Source organism: Streptomyces sp. 3211.6, from assembly GCF_003634815.1.
GTDB lineage: Bacteria > Actinomycetota > Actinomycetes > Streptomycetales > Streptomycetaceae > Streptomyces > Streptomyces katrae_A.
The window spans coordinates 214,994-234,607 of record NZ_RBXC01000002.1; the positions used below are offsets into that span (position 1 = coordinate 214,994).

Annotated in this window: 17 protein-coding genes; 7 read left to right on the plus strand and 10 right to left on the minus strand. The window is 72.8% G+C overall.

The features are described from left to right. Positions 1-147: 147 nt before the first annotated feature. Positions 148-1,569 carry an MFS transporter gene (locus BX286_RS35005; protein WP_079432274.1) on the minus strand — a complete coding sequence of 474 codons (1,422 nt, stop codon included), beginning with the start codon at positions 1,567-1,569 and terminating at the stop codon, positions 148-150. A gap of 178 nt (positions 1,570-1,747) precedes the next feature. On the opposite strand from BX286_RS35005, the gene BX286_RS35010 reads away from it, so the two are divergent. After that, positions 1,748-2,347, plus strand: coding sequence for a TetR/AcrR family transcriptional regulator (locus BX286_RS35010; protein ID WP_079432273.1), 600 nt, complete (start codon positions 1,748-1,750; stop codon positions 2,345-2,347). Positions 2,348-2,414: 67 nt separating this feature from the next. Here BX286_RS35010 and BX286_RS35015 read toward each other — a convergent pair whose 3' ends face one another. The 5 genes from BX286_RS35015 to BX286_RS35035 all read right to left on the minus strand — a co-directional run bounded on the left by BX286_RS35015 (position 2,415) and on the right by BX286_RS35035 (position 9,687). Further along, positions 2,415-2,876, minus strand: coding sequence for a nuclear transport factor 2 family protein (locus tag BX286_RS35015; protein ID WP_079432272.1), 462 nt, complete (start codon positions 2,874-2,876; stop codon positions 2,415-2,417). 39 nt (positions 2,877-2,915) lie between these two features. Then, positions 2,916-3,704, minus strand: a complete 789-nt coding sequence (locus BX286_RS35020) for a thioesterase II family protein (protein ID WP_237293430.1) — start codon at positions 3,702-3,704, stop codon at positions 2,916-2,918. Between the two features lie 4 nt (positions 3,705-3,708). Next, complete coding sequence (locus BX286_RS35025) at positions 3,709-5,307, minus strand: long-chain-fatty-acid--CoA ligase (RefSeq protein WP_121017869.1); 1,599 nt, start codon at positions 5,305-5,307, stop codon at positions 3,709-3,711. Positions 5,308-5,401: 94 nt separating this feature from the next. Continuing rightward, positions 5,402-9,367: a type I polyketide synthase gene (locus tag BX286_RS35030; RefSeq protein WP_121017870.1), complete on the minus strand. Its 3,966-nt coding sequence runs from the start codon at positions 9,365-9,367 to the stop codon at positions 5,402-5,404. 23 nt (positions 9,368-9,390) lie between these two features. Then, entirely contained in the window at positions 9,391-9,687 is a 297-nt protein-coding gene (locus BX286_RS35035; protein WP_079432269.1) for an acyl carrier protein, read from the minus strand. A 145-nt stretch (positions 9,688-9,832) separates the two neighbouring features. Here BX286_RS35035 and BX286_RS35040 point away from each other — a divergent pair, with 145 nt between their 5' ends. From BX286_RS35040 to BX286_RS35050, 3 genes are read left to right on the plus strand one after another with little or no spacing between them, the layout of a single operon-like run. Then, complete coding sequence (locus tag BX286_RS35040) at positions 9,833-10,576, plus strand: 2OG-Fe dioxygenase family protein (RefSeq protein ID WP_237293429.1); 744 nt, start codon at positions 9,833-9,835, stop codon at positions 10,574-10,576. 1 nt (position 10,577) lies between these two features. Next, positions 10,578-12,440 carry a 2-oxoacid:acceptor oxidoreductase subunit alpha gene (locus BX286_RS35045; RefSeq protein WP_121017871.1) on the plus strand — a complete coding sequence of 621 codons (1,863 nt, stop codon included), beginning with the start codon at positions 10,578-10,580 and terminating at the stop codon, positions 12,438-12,440. Continuing rightward, positions 12,433-13,482 (plus strand): 2-oxoacid:ferredoxin oxidoreductase subunit beta, encoded by a 1,050-nt coding sequence (locus tag BX286_RS35050; protein ID WP_121017872.1) that lies wholly within the window; start codon positions 12,433-12,435, stop codon positions 13,480-13,482. The genes BX286_RS35045 and BX286_RS35050 overlap by 8 nt, the downstream gene beginning before the upstream one ends. On the opposite strand, the gene BX286_RS35055 is transcribed toward BX286_RS35050, so the two are convergent. Then, complete coding sequence (locus tag BX286_RS35055) at positions 13,435-14,316, minus strand: helix-turn-helix transcriptional regulator (protein ID WP_121017873.1); 882 nt, start codon at positions 14,314-14,316, stop codon at positions 13,435-13,437. The genes BX286_RS35050 and BX286_RS35055 overlap by 48 nt on opposite strands. Before the next feature lie 253 nt (positions 14,317-14,569). Here BX286_RS35055 and BX286_RS35060 point away from each other — a divergent pair, with 253 nt between their 5' ends. Beyond that, positions 14,570-14,881: a putative quinol monooxygenase gene (locus BX286_RS35060; protein ID WP_079432265.1), complete on the plus strand. Its 312-nt coding sequence runs from the start codon at positions 14,570-14,572 to the stop codon at positions 14,879-14,881. A 15-nt stretch (positions 14,882-14,896) separates the two neighbouring features. Here the strand turns inward: BX286_RS35060 and BX286_RS35065 are convergent, their stop codons facing one another. The 3 genes from BX286_RS35065 to BX286_RS35075 all read right to left on the minus strand — a co-directional run bounded on the left by BX286_RS35065 (position 14,897) and on the right by BX286_RS35075 (position 17,804). Continuing rightward, a complete protein-coding gene (locus BX286_RS35065) occupies positions 14,897-15,808 on the minus strand; it encodes an alpha/beta fold hydrolase (protein ID WP_121017874.1) in 912 nt (303 codons plus the stop codon). Next, positions 15,805-16,392, minus strand: a complete 588-nt coding sequence (locus BX286_RS35070; protein WP_079432263.1) for a TetR-like C-terminal domain-containing protein — start codon at positions 16,390-16,392, stop codon at positions 15,805-15,807. The genes BX286_RS35065 and BX286_RS35070 overlap by 4 nt, the downstream gene beginning before the upstream one ends. Positions 16,393-16,511: 119 nt before the next feature. After that, complete coding sequence (locus tag BX286_RS35075) at positions 16,512-17,804, minus strand: FAD-dependent monooxygenase (RefSeq protein ID WP_121017875.1); 1,293 nt, start codon at positions 17,802-17,804, stop codon at positions 16,512-16,514. Between the two features lie 141 nt (positions 17,805-17,945). Here BX286_RS35075 and BX286_RS35080 point away from each other — a divergent pair, with 141 nt between their 5' ends. Both BX286_RS35080 and BX286_RS35085 read left to right on the plus strand, forming a co-directional pair. Beyond that, positions 17,946-18,464: a toxin-antitoxin system HicB family antitoxin gene (locus BX286_RS35080; RefSeq protein WP_079432261.1), complete on the plus strand. Its 519-nt coding sequence runs from the start codon at positions 17,946-17,948 to the stop codon at positions 18,462-18,464. 86 nt (positions 18,465-18,550) lie between these two features. Beyond that, the gene (locus tag BX286_RS35085; RefSeq protein WP_121017876.1) at positions 18,551-19,390 is read left to right on the plus strand and encodes a DUF4097 family beta strand repeat-containing protein; all 840 of its coding nucleotides are present in this window, start codon (positions 18,551-18,553) and stop codon (positions 19,388-19,390) included. Positions 19,391-19,614: the final 224 nt, after the last annotated feature.

Below are 19,614 nucleotides of genomic sequence, written 5' to 3' on the forward strand. Positions count from 1 at the left end.
GCGGATCCGCCCCGGACATGCGAAAAAGGCCGTGCAGCACACCGGGCGCCGGATGCGGGGGATCCAATGGGTGCGCCGGAGGTGCTGCACGGCCGATCAGGGGGAGGAGGGGACGCCGCGGTGGCGGCGCCCCCTCCGGTCGGTCGGTCAGGCGGCGGCCTTCTGCCGGTGGCGGGCGGCGCCCGCCAGGGCGACGACGGTCACGGCCAGGGTGATGGCGGTGACGGTCCACAGGCCGGCCCGGTAGGGGGCGATCCCGCCGGTGCTGAGCGAGAAGACGGTCGCGGTGAGGGCGATGACCACACCGTTGCCGATCTGCGCGCCGGCGTTGAACAGGCCCGAGACCAGGCCCTGCTCGTCGGGCGCGGCGGTGCCGACGGCGGCGATGTTCAGCGCCGGGTAGACGGCGGCGAAGCCGAGGCCGCCGAGCAGCTGCTGGGCGAACAGGGTGACCAGCGGGTCGACCTGACCCATCAGCAGGACCCAGCCGAGGTAGCCGATGCTCAGCAGGACCAGGCCGCCGGTGGCGACCGGCCAGGCGCCGTACTTGGTGACCAGCGCGGCGCCGTAGCGGGCGGTGCCCGCGGTCAGCACGCCGCCGAGGAGGAAGGCGAGTCCGGCCTCCAGCGGGCTCCAGTGGAGCTGCTCCTGGTAGTAGAGGGTCAGGACGAACTGGAAGGAGACGTAGGCGCCGAAGAAGAGCATGGCGACCAGCGCGCGGGTCAGCTGGCCCTTGCGGAAGACGGCGAGCGGGACCAGCGGCGCCGGGTGGCGGCTCTCGACGAGGGCGAACAGGGGGAAGAGGACCGCGGCGGCGATCAGCGAGCCGATGGTCTGGGCGTCGCCCCAGCCGTCACTGGCGGCCCGGCTGAGTCCGTAGACCAGGGCCACCGCGCCGGCCGTGACCGTGACGGCGCCGAGGATGTCGAGGCTGCCGCTCTTGCCCTTCTCCTGCTGAGAGGGGACCACCGAGGCGGCGAGCAGCGCGACCAGCAGGCCGGCCACGGCCGGGGCGAAGAGGACGAGCCGCCAGGAGACGCCGGCCATCAGGCCGCCGAGGATCAGGCCGAGGGAGTAACCGGCGGAGGCCACGGCCAGGAAGGTGCCGAGGGCGCGGTTGCGTGACTGCTCGTCACGGAAGGCGTCGAGCAGGATCGCCATCGCGGCGGGTGCGGTGATGCCGGCGCTGACGCCCTTGAGCAGTCGGGCCACGACCAGGACCACGCCGTTGTCGGCGATGCCGCCGAGGACGCTGGCCACCACGAACACGGCCAGCCAGCCGATCAGCAGCTTCTTGCGGTTGTAGAGGTCGGCCAGCCGGCCGCCCAGCAGCAGGAACCCGCCGAAGCCCAGCGCGTACGCCGAGACGACCCACTGGAGGGCGGAGGTGGTCATGCCCAGGTCCGCCTGGACCAGGGGGAGGGCGGGTCCCATGCTCGCGATGTCCATCGCGTCGAGGAACTGCACCGCGCACACGACCAGGAGCAGCAGCGGCAGGCTTTTCACCATGGGGGCCGGGGGCGTCACCGCCCGTGCGATGGGCGGGGAGGTCGGGGATGCCTCGGTCATGATCGGACTCCGATCGGAGTGTCGTCGGAAGCAGTGAGCGGTTCAGGGCTCTATGCGTGTCTCTGCGCAAAATGATGGACCGATCAGTCCAGGACTGATCGGTCCATTTCTAGCGCTCACAAACCCTGGTGTCAAACGTATGCTGGGATCCGCGGGGGAGAGGCGAAGGAGTTGAGACATGGCGCGCACACCGGCACCAGGTACGAGGCGGCGGATCCTGGAAGCCTCGGCCAAACTCTTCGGTGAGCAGGGGGTCCGGGCCGTCGGCATGCAGCAGGTGATCGACGCGACCGGGGTCGGAAAGAGCCTGCTCTACCGCGAGTTCGCCAGCAAGGACGACCTGATCGCGGCCTGGCTGCGCGAGAGCGACGCGCAGTGGTGGGAGCAGGCCGAGCAGATCACCGCCCCCCACAGCGGGGACCCGGCCCGCCAGATCCTCGCGCTGATGGAGTACTTCCAGGACAGCGTCAGGGACCCCGACTTCCACGGCTGCATCTACTACAACACCTCCAGCGAGTTCCGCGACCCCGCGCACCCGGGCCGCCAGGAGGCGAAGCTGCACCTCAAGGGCCTGCGCAACTGGTGGCGCGACAAGGGCGCCCAGGCCGGCGCCGAGGACCCCGACGCCCTGGCCGACACCCTCATGCTGATCGTCGGCGGCACCCTGGCCAACGGCGAGGTGCTCGGCGAGGCCGGCCCCGCCCGCATGGCCCTGGCCACCACCGAGCTCGTCCTGCGCCAGTACTGCCCCAATTCCCTGACGGCCGCCACCGCCTGACCGGAGGCCCCCGCCCGCATCGGGGGCCCCGCGGCAGACGCCTGCCGCGGGGCCCCCGTACGGCCCCTCAGGGGCCCGTGGCACCGGTGCGCGTCGGCCGGGCGTGGCGGACCGCCACGCCGTGCTCCTCGTACCCGTCGTTGTAGACGAACGACGAGGGCATCCGGTCGTGGAACTGGTAGTCGGCTTGAATTCGACCGTCCTCGGCGAGCACGAGGATGTCCTGGCCGGACATCTCCATCTCGCCCGTGGCCGCCGTGACCATCACCCAGTTGAACCGGACGACGTCGTGGTGGCCGGTCGCGTTGTGCGAGGACCGGAACTCGTACCCCATCGGACCGTACACCTCGTGCGTGTAGGCCAGCTGGTCCAGCAGGGCCGCGTGGCCCCGGATGGGGTCCTTGCGGTAGAAGACGTAGACGCAGTCCGGCGCGTACATCGCATGGACCATGTCGCGACGGCGCCGCGGGTCCTTCTCGTTCCACAACGCGACGTAGCGCGCGAGGAGTTCGTTGGGTCGGGGCAGCATGAAGGGGTACCTCCGGGATTCTCCTGGGACGCCGCCCGCTCAGTCCGCCGCGGCGTACCGCGGCAGCAGCTGGGCCAGGTCGGCCGTGATGGCGCGGGCGTGGGTCCGCAGGTAGAAGTGGTCCCCGGGGAAGGTCCGGCACCCCAGGAACTCCGGAGTCCGCCCGGCCCACGACCGCATGGCCTCGGGCGCGAGGAGCGGGTCCCCGCGCCCGGAGTAGGCGACGACGGGACAGCCCACGGCCGCCCCGTCGTCCGAGAAGTCCGCGCACACCGCCCCGTCCGCGCCCATCGCGCGGACCGCCGCCGCCAGCAGCTCCGGATCCTCCTCGACCTCCGGCGGCAGCCCGCCCAGCACCCGCAGCGCCCCCAGCGGACACGCCACCAGGTCCGGCGGCGCCGTGAACCCCAGCGGCGCCCACCCCGACACGGCGAGCAGCGACGGCGCCGGCAGGCCCCGCCGCTCCAGCTCCACCGTCAGCCGGTAGCCGAGCAGCGCCCCCATCGAGTGCCCGAACACCGCGTACGGGCGCTCGTCCAGCTCGTCCGACACCACCCGCGCCAGGGCCTCGGCCAGGGGGCCGAGCCGGGTGTACGGGGCCTCGCGGCGCCGCTCCTGACGGCCCGGCAGCTGCACCGCCTGGCAGGCCACCGACGCGGGCAGCTGGCCCGGCCACGCCCGGTACATCGAGGCGCCGCCCCCGCTGTGGTGCAGCAGGAACAGCCGCACCTCGGCGTCCGGATCGGCCTCCGCCGGATGCAGCCACCGCGTGGCGCCCTGGACCTCGGGCAGCGGGCCCGCGCGCACGGGCACCTGTACCGTCTCCACGCGACTACGCCGCGCGGGCCGGGTCCGCGGCAGCCGCCTCGAACCGCTCCCGCAGCACCCGGCGCAGCACCTTGCCGGTGGGATTGCGCGGCAGTTCGGCGACGAGGTCGTACCCGGTGGGGATCTTGAACCCGGCGATCCGGCCGTTCAGGAACCGCAGGAACTCCCGCGGGGCGGTCCCTGCGGCCTCCGGCCGCAGCACCACCGCGGCGCGTACGGCCTCACCCCAGTCCGGGTGCGGGACCCCGTACACAGAGACCTCCGCGACCGCCGGATGGGCCCGCAGGGCATTCTCGACCTCCGTGGGATAGATGTTCTGACCTGCGACGATGATGGTGTCGTTGACCCGGTCGGCGAGGAACAGGTAGCCGTCCTCGTCCACATGGCCCATGTCGCCCATCGACAGCCACTCCCCGGACTCCCCGGACAGCGCCTGCGCGGTCACCTCCGGCAGCCGCCAGTAGCCGAGGAAGCGCGCCGGGCTGTGCACCACCACCCGGCCCACCTCGCCGGCCGGCAGCGGCCGGCCCTCCTGGTCCAGGATCCGCAGCGTGACCCCCGGCACCGCCCGGCCCGCGGAACCCAGCACCCGGCTGTCCGCCGTGTGGTCCTCCGGCGCCAGAACGGTCAGGAAACTGCCCGCCTCCGCCGAGGAGTAGCCCTGCGCCAGCGCGCAGCCCAGGACGTCGATGCAGGTCAGCAGCAGCTCGCGGTCGATGGGGGAGCCGCTGTAGACCACCTTGCGCAGGGAACGGAAGGTCTCGCGGGTCGTGCCCCGCTCGGCCAGCATCATCCGCAGCATCGCGGGCGCCGCCCACAGGGTGGTGATCCGGTGCCGTTCGATCAGCCGGGTCGCCTCGTCGGCGACGAACTGGCGCATCACCACCGTCGTCGCGCCCGCGTTGAAGGCGTGCATGAACCAGCCGAACCCGGCCGTGTGCAGGCCCGGGAAGCAGCTCAGCCCCCGGTCCTCGGGCCGCCAGTCGATCCAGTCCACCCCGGCCGCCCGGGTGTCGGCGATGAAGGTGAAGAAGGTCCGCTGCGCCAGCACCACCCCCTTCGGCAGCCCGGTCGTCCCGCTCGTGTACAGCTGCGCCACCGGATCGTCGAAACCGGCCGCGCCGGCCGTCGGCGGCTCGGTGTCCGGCAGGCCGGCCTTCCAGTCGAGGAACCCGCCCGCCACATGGCGGTCCGAGTCCATCTCCACGACCTCGCGCAGCCCCGGCAGCACCGGCCGCAGCTTGTCCACCAGGGGTCTGAACTCCCGCTCCACGAAGAGGAGTTGTGCCTCCGAGTCGCGCAGGACGTGCTCGACCTCGCCGACCGTGAGCCGCGAGTTCACCGGCACCAGCACCGCGCCGCTCTTCGCGCAGCCCAGCGCCAGGTCGTAGTAGCGCTCGGACTCCCGGCCCAGATAGCCCACCCGCGATCCGGCCGCGAGCCCCGTGGCCAGCAGCGCGTGCGCGGTGCGGTTGCTCTCCCGGTGCAGCTCCCCGTAGGTGAGCGCACGGTCCTCGCACACCACCGCGGGCTGGTCGGGCCGGGTCCGGGCGTGCAGCGCCGCGCGGGCGGCGAGGGTCCGGTCCTCCGTACGGTTGTCCATGGGTTCGTTTCCCTTGTCGGTCGCTCGGACGGTTGAGGGGGCCACGGCGGCCGAGGCGTTCCGCCGTGGCCCCGGTTCGGGGGGGGAGGGCAGTTCAGGCCGCGGCCGGAGCCGGCGCCGCCCCGGCCGCCAGCCGCACGGACAGCAGCTCGGCGAGCTCCTCCACCGACGGGTGGTCGAAGACCGCCGACGACAGCAGCGGGATCCGCAGCCGCGTCTGGAGCTGGTTCTTCAGCACGATGGCCGTCAGCGAGTCCACGCCGAGCTCCAGGAAGCTCGCCCGGGTGTCGATGTACTCCGGGTCGTCGACCGCCAGCAGCGCCGCGACCGTCGCACGGATCAGGGCCACCATCGCCGTCTGCCGCTCCTCCGGCCCGGCCGCCGCCAGCGCCTCCACGTCCACCGGCGCCGCCGAAGCCGCCGCCTGCGCGGTGCGTTCGGCGGCCGCCGCCTCCACCGGGCGGTCCGGGAGCCGGGTGAAGCCCATGCCGGACAGCTCCATCACCGGCCGGCCGTCCTCCTCCAGCAGCAGCACGTCCAGGGTGAACGCCGGGTCCGTCCGCTCCGGGTCCTCGGCGCGCGTGACCCGGGCCGCCGAGCGCAGCACCTCCCCGCGCGGCTTCTTGAAGGCGCGCAGCCAGCCCACGCTGGTGGCCACGTACCGCTTGCCGTCGTCGGTGAGCGCCGCCAGGCCGTGCGTGGACCCGTCCAGCAGCGGCGGGGGCAGCAGCTCGGCCCGGGACACGTCCCCGCCCGCGAGCTGGGTCACCGCGAAGTCCGGGCCGTACGAGGTCACCGAGCGGGCCCGCAGGAACTGCGGCCCGTACTCCAGCCCGGCCTCCGCGTACGCGGCCTTCACCTCCGCGCCGTCCATCACCCGCGAGGGCTCCTCGCCGTCCAGGGCCCCGGTCAGCGCCAGCAGGGTCCGGGCCGGGCCGCCGAGGCCGCTGCCCGCGTAGTCGGCCTCGGCCGCGATCGAAGCGGTGGCGTGCAGCCGTTCGGCGCCCTCGGGCTCGTCGCCGCCCCGGCTGGAGACCTCCACCTCCAGCCGCCCGTCCGGCCCGGGGCGGACCCGGGTCAGCAGCAGCGTCGGCCGGTCCGACAGGAACAGCGCCTCGTGGAAGCGGACGTCCTCCACCGCCCGGCCCGTGTCGCCGTGGACCTCGTCCTGCACGGCGAGCAGCAGCTCCAGGTAGGCGGCGGCGGGCAGGAAGACCTGGCCGCCGATGGTGTGGTCGGCCAGGTACGCCGGCTGCCGGGCGCTGATCCGCGCCGTGAACTCCCGCCGCCCGCCGTCCCGTCCGCTCTCCCGCCCGAGCAGCGGGTGCCCGTCGCCGCCGGCCCCGCCGCGCCCGGCGGGCCGGGCCGGGAGCCGGTACTCGCGCCGGTCGAAGGCGTAGCCGGGCAGCGGGATCCGCCGGCCGGGCCGGCCCGCGTACACCTCGCCCCAGGCGATGTTCAGCCCCGCCGCGTACGCGCCCGCCAGCGCCGACTCCAGGGCGGCGCCGGTGCTGTCCTTGGAACGGAGGCTGCACAGCCAGCGGTGCTGCTCCTGCGGCACGCTCCGCCGGGCCAGCGAGGTCAGCGCCGAGGACGGGCCGACCTCCAGGAACACGTGCCGGCCGCGCTCGGCGATGGTGCGCACCCCGGCCGCGAACTCCACCGTCTCGTTGACGTGCCGCACCCAGTACTCGGGCGTGGCCAGCTCCCGCGGATCGGCGATCCGGCCGGTCAGGTTCGACACGATCGGCAGCTGCGGCTCCCCGAAGGCGATCCCGCGCAGCACCTCGGCCAGCGGCTGCGACACCTCGGCCATCAGCGGTGAGTGGAACGCCGCCGACACGTGCAGCTCGGTCACCGTCCAGCCCGGCCCGCGCAGCGCCTCCACCGCCTCGGCCAGGGCGTCCGCCGCGCCCGAGACCACCACCTGCTGCGGCGCGTTGACCGCCGCCACCGCCAGCTGCGGCCACGCCGCCAGCCGCTCCCGCACCTCCTCCGCCGGCGCCGACACCGCCGCCATCCCGCCCGGCGCCGACACCGACTCGATCAGCCGGGAGCGGGCGGCGAGGAACGCGACCCCGTCGGGCAGGGTGAACAGCCCGGCCACCGTCGCCGCGACGATCTCCCCGACGCTGTGCCCGATCAGCACGCTCGGCCGCACCCCCCACGACAGCCACAGCCGCGCGAGGGCGTACTCCAGGGTGAACAGCGCCGCGTGCGTGAAGGACGTACGGGCCAGGGTCTCCTCGGCGTCCGGCACCTCCCCGAACATCACCGCGGCCACCGACCGCCCCAGCAGCGGGGCGAACAGCGCGTCGCACTCGTCCACGCAGGCGGTGAAGACGGGGAAGCGGCCGTACAGGGCCCGGCCCATGCCCACGTACTGCGAACCGGAGCCGGTGAACAGGAGGGCCGTCTTGCGGAACGCGTCGGGCTTGCCGTCCCCGCGCGGCGGGGCGCTCCACCGCTCCAGGTGCCCGGCCAGCTCCCCGGTGTCCCGGACGGCGGCCGCCGCCCGGTACCGGAAGTGGGAGCGGCCCGTGGCCCGGGTACGGCACAGGTCGGCGAGGGAGGTGTCCGGGTGCTCGGCGAGGAAACGCGCGTACCGCTCGGCCTGGAGCCGCAGCGCCGGGCGCGACTTGGCGGAGAGCGTGAACACCTGCCCGCCCTCCTCCGGCACGGGAGCCCCCTCGGCCGGCACGGACGCGGGCGGCTCCTCCAGCACCGCCACCGCGATGGCCCCGGCGACCCCGAACCCGTTGACGGTCGCCCGGCGCACCGGCGCCTTCCACGGCCGTTCCTCGGTCGCCACCGTGATCGGGTACGTGTCCCACGGGATCCGCCCCGACAGGTTCCGCCACACGTGCGGGAAGAAGGCCCCGGCGCGCATCTGCGTGATCACCTTGATCACCGCGCCCAGCCCGGCCGCCGGCTCCATGTGCCCGATGTTGGCCTTCAGCGAGCCGATGACCAGCGGGTCCTCCCGGTCGTGGGAGGCGCCGAACACCCCGTTGACCGAGCCCATCTCGATCGGGTCGCCCAGCGGGGTGCCCGTCCCGTGCGCCTCCACGTACTGGATGTCGCCCGGCTCCAGCCGCGCGTTCGCCAGCGCCGCCCGCATCACGGCCTCCTGCGCCGTGCCGTTGGGCGCGCTCAGGCCCGCGCTCTCCCCGTCCTGCCCGATCGCGGTCCCGCGGACCAGCGCCAGCACCCGGTCCCCGTCCGCCAGCGCGTCCGACAGCCGCTTGAGGACCAGCACCCCGCAGCCCTCGGCGCGCGCGTAGCCGTCGGCGCTCTCGTCGAAGGTCTTGCAGTGCCCGTCCGGGGCCAGCATCTGCGCGTGCGAGAGGATCACGTACGAGCGCGGGTTGTGCAGGGTGTTCACCCCGGCGCACAGCGCGATCCCGCACTCCCGGCGCCGCAGCCCCTCCACCGCCAGGTGCAGGGCCGTCAGCGACGCCGCGCACGCGGTGTCCGTCGTCAGGCTCGGGCCGCGCCAGCCCAGGAAGTACGACAGCCGCCCCGACAGCGAGTACGCGCCGAGCCCCGTCGTCAGGCTCCCGTCCAGCTGCTCGTCGGACAGCCCCTCCAGCTCCAGCGCGAAGTCGAGCGGCGAGGCCCCCACGTACACCCCGCCGTCGCCGTGCCGAAGACCCGCCGGATCGATCCCGGCGTCCTCCAGGGCCTCCCACACGGTCTCCATCAGCAGCCGCTGCGCGGGGTCGATGAACGGCGCGTCCTTGGGCGGAATGTTGAAGAACTGCGCGTCGAACGCGTCGATACGGTCGAGGAAACCGCCCGCGACGGCCGTGATGCCGTCCTCGGCCACCTCCGGGACCCAGCGGTCGCGCGGCAGCGGCCCTATTCCGGAACGCCCCTCGCGCAGGAACGCGTCGAGATCGGATATCGCATTGTTCCCCCCGGGCAGACGCATTCCGATACCGACCACGGCGATCGGCTCGTGCTTTTCCGAACGGAAACGCCTGAGCTCCTCCTGCTGCCGGCGGACGGTCTCCTCCGCGGCGTCGAGCCTTTCCTGCAATTCCGGATGTCCCGGCATGGCCGCCGTTCCCCTCTCGGTTCTCAGTTCGCGTCGAAGACGTCGGCCAGCACGTCCGAGGCCAGATAGTCGGTCAGCCGCTCGACCGTGGGCTGGTTGAACAGGGCCGTACTGCTGATACCCCGCCCCAGCTGCTCCTCCAGCCGCTGCTTGACCATGGTGAGCAGCAGGGACGTCATGCCGAGCTCGAAGAAGCTGTCCTCCAGGGGCAGCTCCTCGTCATCGGGCATGAGCAGCGCCTTCTTGAATTCCGCGACGACGATTTCCTCAAGGACCGTCCGGCGTTCCGTCCGGGGCGAGGACGTCAAGAGTTCTGTCATACCGGCCGAGTGAAGCACAGGCCGTGTGACGACCGGCTGACGCCGATCTGACGTGCAAACCCGCCGAACTCCGTCAGTTCAGCGTCAGCAGCGCCGTGGGAACCTCGGAAGCGCAGTGTGAGATCCGGCGGTGGAGGAGCCAATCATGCAGACCGAGGCAAGGGAAGAACTGCGGGCCAACGGATATTCGTTGCTGCCGGCCGACCGGCTCGTCATCGACGCCGAATTGCGGCAGCACGTGAAGGAACTGGCCGCCGAATGGGAGAACCTGGAGACGGACCGCTACCTGAAGGGCGGATCCCGCTTCCGCGAGCGCGCCTACGACCGCTTCTTCTTCGTCCCCCGCACCGGAGAGGTCCGGCTGCGCCCGCACCGCCCCTACTTCCAGTCGATGAACGCCAACGACTACGCCGGCGGCATCGACCGCGACGTGGCCCCGCTCAGCCGCACCACGCTGGCCAACCCGCTGCTGACCCGGCTGCTGCGCGCCGACTTCGAGAACTTCCCCGTCCCCGAGGAGTCCTGGCTGGACGACCCCTGGGACGTCCAGTGCCACCAGTTCCGCATCATCAGCACCCCGGACGAGACGGGCGAACCCACCCCCGAGGGCCCGCACCGCGACGAGGTCGACTTCGGCGTGATCCACCTGATGGGCCGCTTCAACGCCGCCGGCGGCGAGTCGCAGGTCTACAGCCTGGAGCGGGAGCTCGTGGCCGAGTTCTGCCTGACCGAGCAGATGGACACGATGTTCTGGTCCGACGGCCAAATCCTGCACGCCGTGCGCCCCATCCACCCGGTGGACCCGACGAAGGCGGCCGTCCGGGACGTGCTGATCATGGGCTACAAGCACGAGCCGGAGCTGCGCCGCGAAGAGCAGGGCGCTGCCTGACATGGTGACGAAGACCGGGATCCGCCGTGTCGACCGGGTGGTCATCCGTTTCGCGGGTGACTCGGGTGACGGTATGCAGCTGACGGGTGACCGTTTCACCTCGGAGACGGCGTCCTTCGGCAACGACCTCTCGACGCTGCCGAACTTCCCCGCCGAGATCCGTGCCCCTGCCGGGACCCTGCCCGGGGTGTCCTCGTTCCAGCTGCACTTCGCGGACCACGACATCCTGACCCCGGGTGACGCGCCGAACGTGCTGGTCGCGATGAATCCGGCCGCGCTGAAGGCGAACATCGCCGACGTGCCGCGCGGCGCGGAGATCATCGTGAACACGGACGAGTTCACCAAGCGCCCGATGGCCAAGGTCGGCTACGACACCTCGCCCCTGGAGGACGGCTCCCTCGACGCCTACAACATCCACCAGGTCCCGCTGACCACTCTGACGGTGGAGGCGCTGAAGGATTTCGGTCTCACCCGTAAGGAGGCCGAGCGCAGCAAGAACATGTTCGCCCTCGGTCTCCTGTCGTGGATGTACCACCGTCCGACGGAGGGCACGGAGAGCTTCCTGCGCCAGAAGTTCGCGAAGAAGCCGGAGATCGCCGAGGCGAACGTGGCGGCGTTCCGGGCGGGCTGGAACTTCGGGGAGACGACGGAGGACTTCGCGGTCTCCTACGAGGTCGCCCCCGCGACCAGGGCCTTCCCCACCGGCACGTACCGCAACATCTCGGGGAACCTGGCCCTGTCCTACGGGCTGATCGCGGCGGCCCGCCAGGCGGACCTGCCGCTCTACCTGGGCTCCTACCCCATCACCCCGGCCTCGGACATCCTGCACGAGCTGAGCAAGCACAAGAACTTCGGGGTGCGGACCTTCCAGGCCGAGGACGAGATCGCCGGCATCGGCGCCGCGCTGGGTGCCGCGTTCGGCGGGGCCCTGGGCGTCACCACCACCTCCGGCCCGGGTGTGGCCCTGAAGTCCGAGACCATCGGCCTGGCGGTCTCCCTGGAGCTGCCCCTGCTGATCGTGGACATCCAGCGCGGCGGTCCCTCCACCGGTCTGCCGACCAAGACCGAGCAGGCCGACCTCCTCCAGGCCATGTACGGCCGCAACGGCGAGGCCCCCGTCCCCGTCGTCGCCCCGCGCACCCCGGCGGACTGCTTCGACGCCGCCCTGGAGGCCGCGCGCATCGCCCTGACCTACCGCACCCCGGTCTTCCTGCTCTCCGACGGCTACCTCGCCAACGGCTCCGAGCCCTGGCGGATCCCGGACGTGGCCGACCTGCCGGACCTCGGCGTGCAGTTCGCGACCGCCCCCAACCACCAGCTCGCGGACGGCACGGACGTCTTCTGGCCGTACAAGCGGGACCCGCAGACCCTCGCCCGCCCCTGGGCCGTCCCCGGCACACCGGGCCTGGAGCACCGCATCGGCGGGATCGAGAAGCAGGACGGCACGGGCAACATCTCCTACGACCCCGCCAACCACGACCTCATGGTCCGCACCCGCCAGGCCAAGATCGACGGCATCGAGGTCCCCGACCTCGACGTCGACGACCCGGACGGCGCCCGCACCCTGGTCCTGGGCTGGGGCTCCACCTACGGCCCCATCACCGCCGCCGTCCGCCGCCTGCGCGCCGGAGGAATCGCGATCGCCCAGGCCCACCTGCGCCACCTCAACCCCTTCCCCGCCAACCTCGGCGAGGCCCTGAAGCACTACGAACGGGTGGTCGTCCCCGAAATGAACCTGGGCCAGCTCGCCACCCTCATCCGCGCCCGGTACCTGGTGGACGCCCGCTCCCACACCCAGGTCAACGGCATGCCGTTCAAGGCCGAGGAGCTCGCCGCGGCCCTGAAGGAGACCATCGATGCCTGAGGCACTGACCCTGATCCCCAAGGCGGAGACCCCCCTGGCCGCCAAGGACTTCAAGTCGGACCAGGAGGTCCGCTGGTGTCCGGGCTGCGGTGACTACGCCGTCCTCGCCGCCGTCCAGGGCTTCATGCCCGAACTCGGCCTCGCCCGCGAGAACATCGTCTTCGTCTCCGGCATCGGCTGCTCCTCCCGCTTCCCGTACTACATGAACACCTACGGGATGCACTCCATCCACGGCCGCGCCCCCGCCATCGCCACCGGCCTGGCCACCTCCCGCCGCGACCTCTCCGTCTGGGTCGTCACCGGCGACGGCGACGCCCTCTCCATCGGCGGCAACCACCTCATCCACGCCCTCCGCCGCAACGTCAACCTCAAGATCCTCCTCTTCAACAACCGGATCTACGGCCTCACCAAAGGCCAGTACTCCCCCACCTCCGAACTCGGCAAAATCACCAAATCCACCCCCATGGGCTCCCTCGACGCCCCCTTCAACCCGGTCTCCCTCGCCCTGGGCGCCGAAGCCTCCTTCGTCGCCCGGACCATCGACTCCGACCGCAAACACCTCACCGAGGTCCTGCGCCAGGCAGCCGACCACCCCGGAACCGCCCTCGTCGAGATCTACCAGAACTGCAACATCTTCAACGACGGCGCCTTCGACGCCCTCAAGGACAACGACCAGGCCGAAGAAGCCCTCATCCGCCTCGAACACGGCCACCCCATCCGCTTCGGCACCGACCAGACCAAGGGCGTCATCCGCAACCAGCAGACCGGAGACCTGGAAGTCGTCACCGTGACGCCGGAGAACGAGTCGCAGATCCTGGTCCACGACGCGCACGCGGCGACCCCCACCACCGCCTTCGCCCTCTCCCGCCTCGCCGACCCCGACACCCTCCACCACACCCCCATCGGCGTCTTCCGCAACACCGACCGGCCCGTCTACGACACCCTCATGGCCGACCAGCTCGACACCGCCGTCGAGCGCTACGGCAAGGCGGACCTAGGAGCACTCCTCACCGGCCCCGACACCTGGACCGTCGCCCGCTGAGCACCGCGCGGCCAGCGTGCGCAGGGCGGCCTCGGACGGAGAGCCCGGCTCGGCCGTGTAGGCGATCAGGCTGATGTCCGGGTCGGCGGCGGACCGGAAACTCTCGAAGGTGAGGGCGAGCTCGCCGACGGCCGGATGCCACATGAGGTAGTCGCCGGTGATCCGGTCGGCCACCTCCCGCTCCGCCCACAGCGCACGGAACTCGGGGCTGCGGTGCTCCAGTTCGGCGACCAGCGCGGCGAAGGCCGGGTCGTCCGGGTGCCGTCCGTGGTCGCGGCGCAGGTAGGCGACCGCGTTGCGGGCCTTGGCTTCCCAGTTCACGTAGCGGGCGCGGACGTCCTCGTCGAGGAAGGCCAGCCACGCCGTGTTGCGGTGTTCCGGCGCCACCGTGGCGAGGGAGGGGCCGAGCAGTTCGGCGTAGAGCCGGTTCCAGGCCAGCAGGTCGGTGCGCCGTCCGACCAGGTAGGCGGGGACGTCGGACATGGCGTGGAGCAACCGCAGCTGCCCGGCGCTCGGCGTCTGCGCGGCCGGCCCCGCCGACGTCCGGCGGCCCACCGCGCGGGCCAGGTCGTGCAGGTGCGCGCGCTCGGGGTCCGTGAGGCACAGGGCGTCGGCCACCGCGTCGATGACCCCGTCGGAGACCTTCTGGTTGCGGCCCTGCTCGAACCGCACGTAGTAGTCGACGCTCACGCCGGCCAGCTGCGCCAGCTCCTCCCGCCGCAACCCCGGCACCCGGCGCCGCTCGCCGTACCCGGCACCCAGCCGGGTCTCCTCGGGCTTGATCCGGGCCCGCCGCGAGCGGAGGTACGCACCGAGTTCGGCCTTGGCGTTCATCCGCCCATCCTAAGAGGGCGTGCAGTCCGGCACCGGGCCGCCGGCCGCCGGGCAAATCCGTTGGCGCCGGGAGCCTTCGGGTAGCTCCGGTCCACCCCTGTCGGGGCGGGAGGCTCCCGGAGAGGGGGTACTGCCGGACCCCCGGTTCGCCGGTCCCAGGGCCGAGCTCCGCCCTGGGCATCCGGTCGTCGCGGCGGAAGGATCTCCCTTGTCACCGCAACAGCGAGACCGACCGCCTGAGGAGGCATCCGTCATGACCCTGACCGTCATCGCCGCGTTCGAGGCCAAGCCCGGCCGTGAGGACGACCTGCGCACCGCCCTGGAGGCCATGATCGAACCGTCCGTCGCGGAGGAGGGCTGCCTGGCTTACGAGCCGTACGCCGACCCGAACCGGCCGGAGCGGATGGTGATCGTCGAGGAGTGGGCCGGGCCGGAGGCACTGGAATTCCACTTCACCACCCCGCACTTCCGCCACGTGGCCGGGCTCTTCGACGACCTGCTCGCCCGACCGGTGTCCATTCGCTACCTGACCACCACGACCCCCGTGGCCCTCCCGACCCCGTGACCCACCGCCCGCCCGTCACCCCGGCCGCGGTTGCGGCACGGACGACATCCAGGGCGTCATCCGGTCCTTTCTGGTCAGGGTCTCCAGGAGGCGGGTGGCGAAGGGGGCCGGGTGTTCGGCGCAGCCGACGTGGCCGCCCGGGAACTCCGTGAAAGGGGCGCCCGTCAGGGCCGAGAGGCGGGCCGCGGGGCCGTAGAGGGCGGGGATGGCGCGGGAGTCCTCGCCGGCCGCCAGTACGAGGCGGTCGGCGGCGGTGCGCAGGGCGGGTACGTCGGGGGTGGCGGACGTGAACGGGACCAGGACGTGTTCCAGGAAGAACGGCTGGTTGGCGTACATGCGCGGGGCCATCTCCAGGATCTCCGGCGGCAGTTCGGCGGGTTCCTGGCGCTCGGGGGTTCCGCCCAGGCCCTGGGCCATGTGGGCCATCCCCGCGGCCGGGCCCTGCGTGCGGGTCAGCTCGCGGACCTCGGCGAAGAGGGCCCGGTGCGGGGCGGGGTCCGGCAGGACCTCCACCAGCGGCGGCTCGTGCGCCACCACCCGGCGGACCCGCTCCGGGTGACGGGCCAGCAGCCCGAGCGCGGCGACGGCACCCGCGCTGCAGCCGAGGACGTCCGCCGGTTCGCCGGGGGAGACCAGGTCCAGGATCCGGCGGGCGTCGTCGGCCCAGTCCGCCACCCGCTGGTCGGCGGCCGGGCCGTCGAGGGTGCTGCGGGACTGGCCGCGGGGGTCGTACGAGACCACGGTGCGTCCGGTTGCGGCCAGGGCCGGGGCCATGCCCGCGAACAGGCCGGCGTCCGCCCCACCGCCGGGGACGAGGAGCAGGACGGGGCCGGTGCCGCGCCGCTCGTAGTACAGGGTGGCTCCGGGGACGGCGAGCGTTCCGGTGGTGGGCGCCGTGGTGGGTGTGGTCGTGGGTGTGGTGGTCATCGTGGTTCCCCCTTGGTGGTCGGCGGCCAGTTCTCCAGGGCCACGTGGAGTGCGTCGAGGCCGCGTGCCCAGGACGTCCGGACCTCGCGGGAGTGCCCGAAGGCCCCGCTCAGCTCCAGGTGGACGTAGCCGTGGAAGGTGGCGCGCAGCAGCCGGGCCGCGTCCGTCAGGTCGGGGTCCTCCAGCCCGTAGCCGCGCAGCATCCCGTAGGTCAGCTCCACGCTGCGCAGCAGCCCGGCCGAGCCGGCCACCTCCTCCGGGTCGAACCGCATCTGCGAGGCGGCGTAACGGCCGGGGCGTTCCAGGGCGTACTCCCGGTAGGCGTCGGCGAACGCGACCAGCGCGTCCTTGCCCGACCGCCCTGCGACGGCGACCGCGATCCGCGCGGTCATCTCCTCGCCCGCCAGCAGTGCCACCCGCACCCGCAGTTCCCGCAGGTTGCGGACGTGCGAGTACAGGCTCGCGTCCTTGACGCCGAACCGCCGGGCGAGCGCGGACAGGGACACCTTCTCGATCCCGGCCTCGTCCGCCATCTCGGCGGCCGCCTCCGTGAGCCGTGCGGCGTTGAGTCCTGCGCGCACCATGCGGCGCCTCCTTGTGGCCAAGTCTCTGGCTGGTTGCTCTAGGTAGAAACCTAGGGGGTCTAGGTTTTGGTGTCCAGCCGGTTTCCCACCGCCGACGGGACGACGGGTCGGCGGGACGGCTATCGGGGGGCCGGTTCGGCGGCGTAGTCGCGCAGGGTGATGTTCTCGGCGGCCTTGCGGGCGATCTTCGCGGCCATGTCCTTGCCCGGCAGGTACGGCATGACCTTGTAGTAGCGGTTGAGGAAGGCACCGAGCAGCCGGCTCTCGGGGACCATCAGCTTCGCCACCCCGTCGCCCATCTTCTGGCAGCCCTCCGCGTACGCCCGCATCTCCCGCTCGTAGCGGGCGAAGGCGGTGCGGTGGTCGCCGCGCGCGGCGGCGAGCTCCCCGGCGAGGACGTACGCGCCGACCAGCGCGAGCCCCGAGCCCATGCCCGACAGGGAGGACGGGCAGTACGCGGCGTCGCCGAGCAGGGCGACCCGGCCGCGCGACCAGCTGTCCATGCGCACCTGGCCGACGGAATCGAAGTAGAAGTCCGGGGCGTGGCGCATCTGCTCCAGCAGGTGGTCGCTCTGCCAGCCGTTGCCCGCGAACTGCTCGGCGAGCAGCTGCTGCTGGCGCGTCACGTCGCGGCGGTCGAGGTCCAGCTGTGGCGAGCCGAAGTAGAAGAGGGCCTTGGCCTCCGTGTTCTCACGGGCGCTGTACATCGCCACCAGCCGGCCGGCGGTGCGGTAGGCGTGCCCGGTGCGGTCGAGGCCGAGGTGGTTGGCGGTGGTGAAGATGGCGCAGTAGACGCCGAGGTGCTTGACGTAGCGCTCCTCCGGGCCGAAGGCCAGGCTGCGGGTGCGGGAGTGCAGGCCGTCGGCGCCGATCACCAGGTCGAAGCGGCGGGGTGCGCCGCGCTCGAAGGTGACGTGGACCCCGTTGGCGTCCTCGGCGAGGGAGGTGACGGAGTCCCCGAAGACGTACTCGGTGTGCTCCTTCGTCGCGTCGTAGAGGATCCGCGCCAGGTCGCCCCGGAGCACCTCCAGGTCCCCGGCGAACAGGTCGGCGGGGAGCTTCGCCTGCGGCTTGCCCGCGCTGTTGACGTACGACATGGAGCCGGTGCCGGTGCGGGCCGCCCGCAGGGCGTCCAGGATGCCCATGCGGCGCAGCACCGTCAGGTGGGCCTCGCCGCGGAAGTCGACGGCGTAGCCGCCGTCGCGCAAGGCGGGGGCCCGCTCGACGATGGTGGGGGCGAAGCCGTGGCGGTGGAGCCAGTAGGCCAGTGCGGGGCCGGCGACGGACGCGCCGGAGATCAGGACGGTACGGGCGGCGGTGTACGGGGCGGTGTTCGCGGCGGCGTAAGGGGCGGTGTTCGCGGCGGTGTTCGCGGCGGTGTACGGGGCGGTGTTCGCGGTGGTGTTCTTCATGTGCCCCAGCGTGCTCGGGGGCGCTCACCGCGCGGTCACCACCGGCTCACCGCCGTCCTGCCGCTGCCTTGCCGCCGGGGAGGAGGGGCGTGGCATTCGTCCGTCCTGGTCATGGTGCCACCCGTGTGCCATAGTGGCGCCATGGATCTGAGGCCGTACGTAGAGAACCTTCGGCACGAGCTCGCCGTCGCCGCCGACGCGGGCGGGGACGAGGCCCGCGCCCTGGCCGGACGGCTCACCGCCCCGCTGGAGTCGGCCACCCGGCTGACGCTCCTGAACGCCCTGTCCGACGCGATGGACGAGGTCACGCGGGACCTGGCGCCGGGATCGGTCTCCGTACGGCTGCGGGGCCTGGATCCGGAGTTCGTCGTCAGCCTCCCGGAGACCGAGCCCGTCTACGAGGAGCGCCCCTCCGCCCCGGCCGCACCCCCGGCCCCCGTCCTGCCCGAGGGCGAGGACGGCGGGACGGCACGGATCAACCTGCGCCTGCCCGCCCACCTCAAGGTCCGCGCCGAGGAGGCGGCGGCCCGCGAGGGGATCTCCGTCAACTCCTGGGTGGTCCGCACCCTGTCGGCGGCCCTGTCCGACGCCGCCGCCGAGCAGCCCGCGGGGCTGCGCCGCACCCGCGCCGGCCAGAGCTTCACCGGCTGGGTGCGCTGACCCCGGGCCGCCCGGCCGCCGCCCCAGCACCCCCTCGCCCGCCCGACCGGCGGGAGCCCGCACCACGTCATGAGGATCGGACCCCCATGCTTACCTTCGAGACCCCCGCACCGCTCGCCGTGTCCGTCGAGATCGAGATGGGATCCGTCCGCCTCACGGCCGGGCAGCGGACGGACACCGTCGTCGAGGTGCTGCCCGCCGACCCCGGCGACCCGGAGGACGAGCGCGCGGCCCGGGAGAGCAGGGTCGACCACGCCGACGGCACCCTCACGGTGCGCGGTGCCCGCAAGCGCCTCCCGTTCGGCCGGATCGGCTCGGTCGAGGTGTGCGTCGAGCTGCCGGCCGGCTCCCGCGTCCGGGCCGCCACGGGCGTGGGCCCCCTCGTCCTGGAAGGGGCCTTCGGGGAGTGCGTCCTGAAGTCCGGCGCCGGGGACATCCGGGTCGACGGGGCCGGCCCGGTCGTGCTGCGCACCGGACACGGCGACGTCCGCCTCGACCGCTGCACCGGCGACGCCGAGGTCCACGGCGCCGGCCGGATCCGCATCGGCCGGGTCGACGGCGCGGCGACCGTCAAGAACGTCAACGGGGACACGGAGATCGGCGAGGTCACCGGAGACGTACGGGCGAACAGCTCCAACGGCTCCATCACCGTCGACCGGGCGCACGGCTCCGTCGAGGCCAAGTCCGCGAACGGCGCCATCCGCGTCGGCGAGCTGGCCCGCGGCAGGGCCGACCTCCAGACCGCCGCCGGCCGGATCGACATCGGCATCCGGGGCTCCGTCGCCGCCTGGCTCGACGTCACCTCCCGGCTGGGCAAGGTGCACAACTCCCTCGGCCCCTCCGCGGGCCCCGAGGGGTCCGAGGGCGTGGTGGAGGTGCGGGCCCGTACCGGCATGGGCGACATCGTGATCAGCCGCGCCGCCTGAGCGACCCCCCGGGCCGGCTTGCTGAGGGGTGTCCCCAGTTCGTCGCCAGGTTGCTCAGATCGCCGTCAAGTCCGTCTCAACCCCCGCGGGGGGACACCCCCGCGTGCCTAGTCTGGCCAGCCGGAAGGCCGTGACGTGACGTGCCGGGTGGCCCGTCGAGGCGCAGGGGGATGATGCGAGATGTCGGGCGTCCGTACCGAAGAAGAACGGCCCACCCGGGCGCA

Bases quoted from the DNA above. Each gene is read 5' to 3' on its own strand.
- BX286_RS35005 (WP_079432274.1), bottom strand. From the start codon at position 1,569: ATGACCGAGGCATCCCCGACCTCCCCGCCCATCGCACGGGCGGTGACG.
- BX286_RS35010 (WP_079432273.1), top strand. From the start codon at position 1,748: ATGGCGCGCACACCGGCACCAGGTACGAGGCGGCGGATCCTGGAAGCC.
- BX286_RS35015 (WP_079432272.1), bottom strand. From the start codon at position 2,876: ATGCTGCCCCGACCCAACGAACTCCTCGCGCGCTACGTCGCGTTGTGG.
- BX286_RS35025 (WP_121017869.1), bottom strand. From the start codon at position 5,307: ATGGACAACCGTACGGAGGACCGGACCCTCGCCGCCCGCGCGGCGCTG.
- BX286_RS35030 (WP_121017870.1), bottom strand. From the start codon at position 9,367: ATGCCGGGACATCCGGAATTGCAGGAAAGGCTCGACGCCGCGGAGGAG.
- BX286_RS35035 (WP_079432269.1), bottom strand. From the start codon at position 9,687: ATGACAGAACTCTTGACGTCCTCGCCCCGGACGGAACGCCGGACGGTC.
- BX286_RS35040 (WP_237293429.1), top strand. From the start codon at position 9,833: ATGCAGACCGAGGCAAGGGAAGAACTGCGGGCCAACGGATATTCGTTG.
- BX286_RS35045 (WP_121017871.1), top strand. From the start codon at position 10,578: ATGGTGACGAAGACCGGGATCCGCCGTGTCGACCGGGTGGTCATCCGT.
- BX286_RS35050 (WP_121017872.1), top strand. From the start codon at position 12,433: ATGCCTGAGGCACTGACCCTGATCCCCAAGGCGGAGACCCCCCTGGCC.
- BX286_RS35055 (WP_121017873.1), bottom strand. From the start codon at position 14,316: ATGAACGCCAAGGCCGAACTCGGTGCGTACCTCCGCTCGCGGCGGGCC.
- BX286_RS35060 (WP_079432265.1), top strand. From the start codon at position 14,570: ATGACCCTGACCGTCATCGCCGCGTTCGAGGCCAAGCCCGGCCGTGAG.
- BX286_RS35065 (WP_121017874.1), bottom strand. From the start codon at position 15,808: ATGACCACCACACCCACGACCACACCCACCACGGCGCCCACCACCGGA.
- BX286_RS35070 (WP_079432263.1), bottom strand. From the start codon at position 16,392: ATGGTGCGCGCAGGACTCAACGCCGCACGGCTCACGGAGGCGGCCGCC.
- BX286_RS35075 (WP_121017875.1), bottom strand. From the start codon at position 17,804: ATGAAGAACACCACCGCGAACACCGCCCCGTACACCGCCGCGAACACC.
- BX286_RS35080 (WP_079432261.1), top strand. From the start codon at position 17,946: ATGGATCTGAGGCCGTACGTAGAGAACCTTCGGCACGAGCTCGCCGTC.
- BX286_RS35085 (WP_121017876.1), top strand. From the start codon at position 18,551: ATGCTTACCTTCGAGACCCCCGCACCGCTCGCCGTGTCCGTCGAGATC.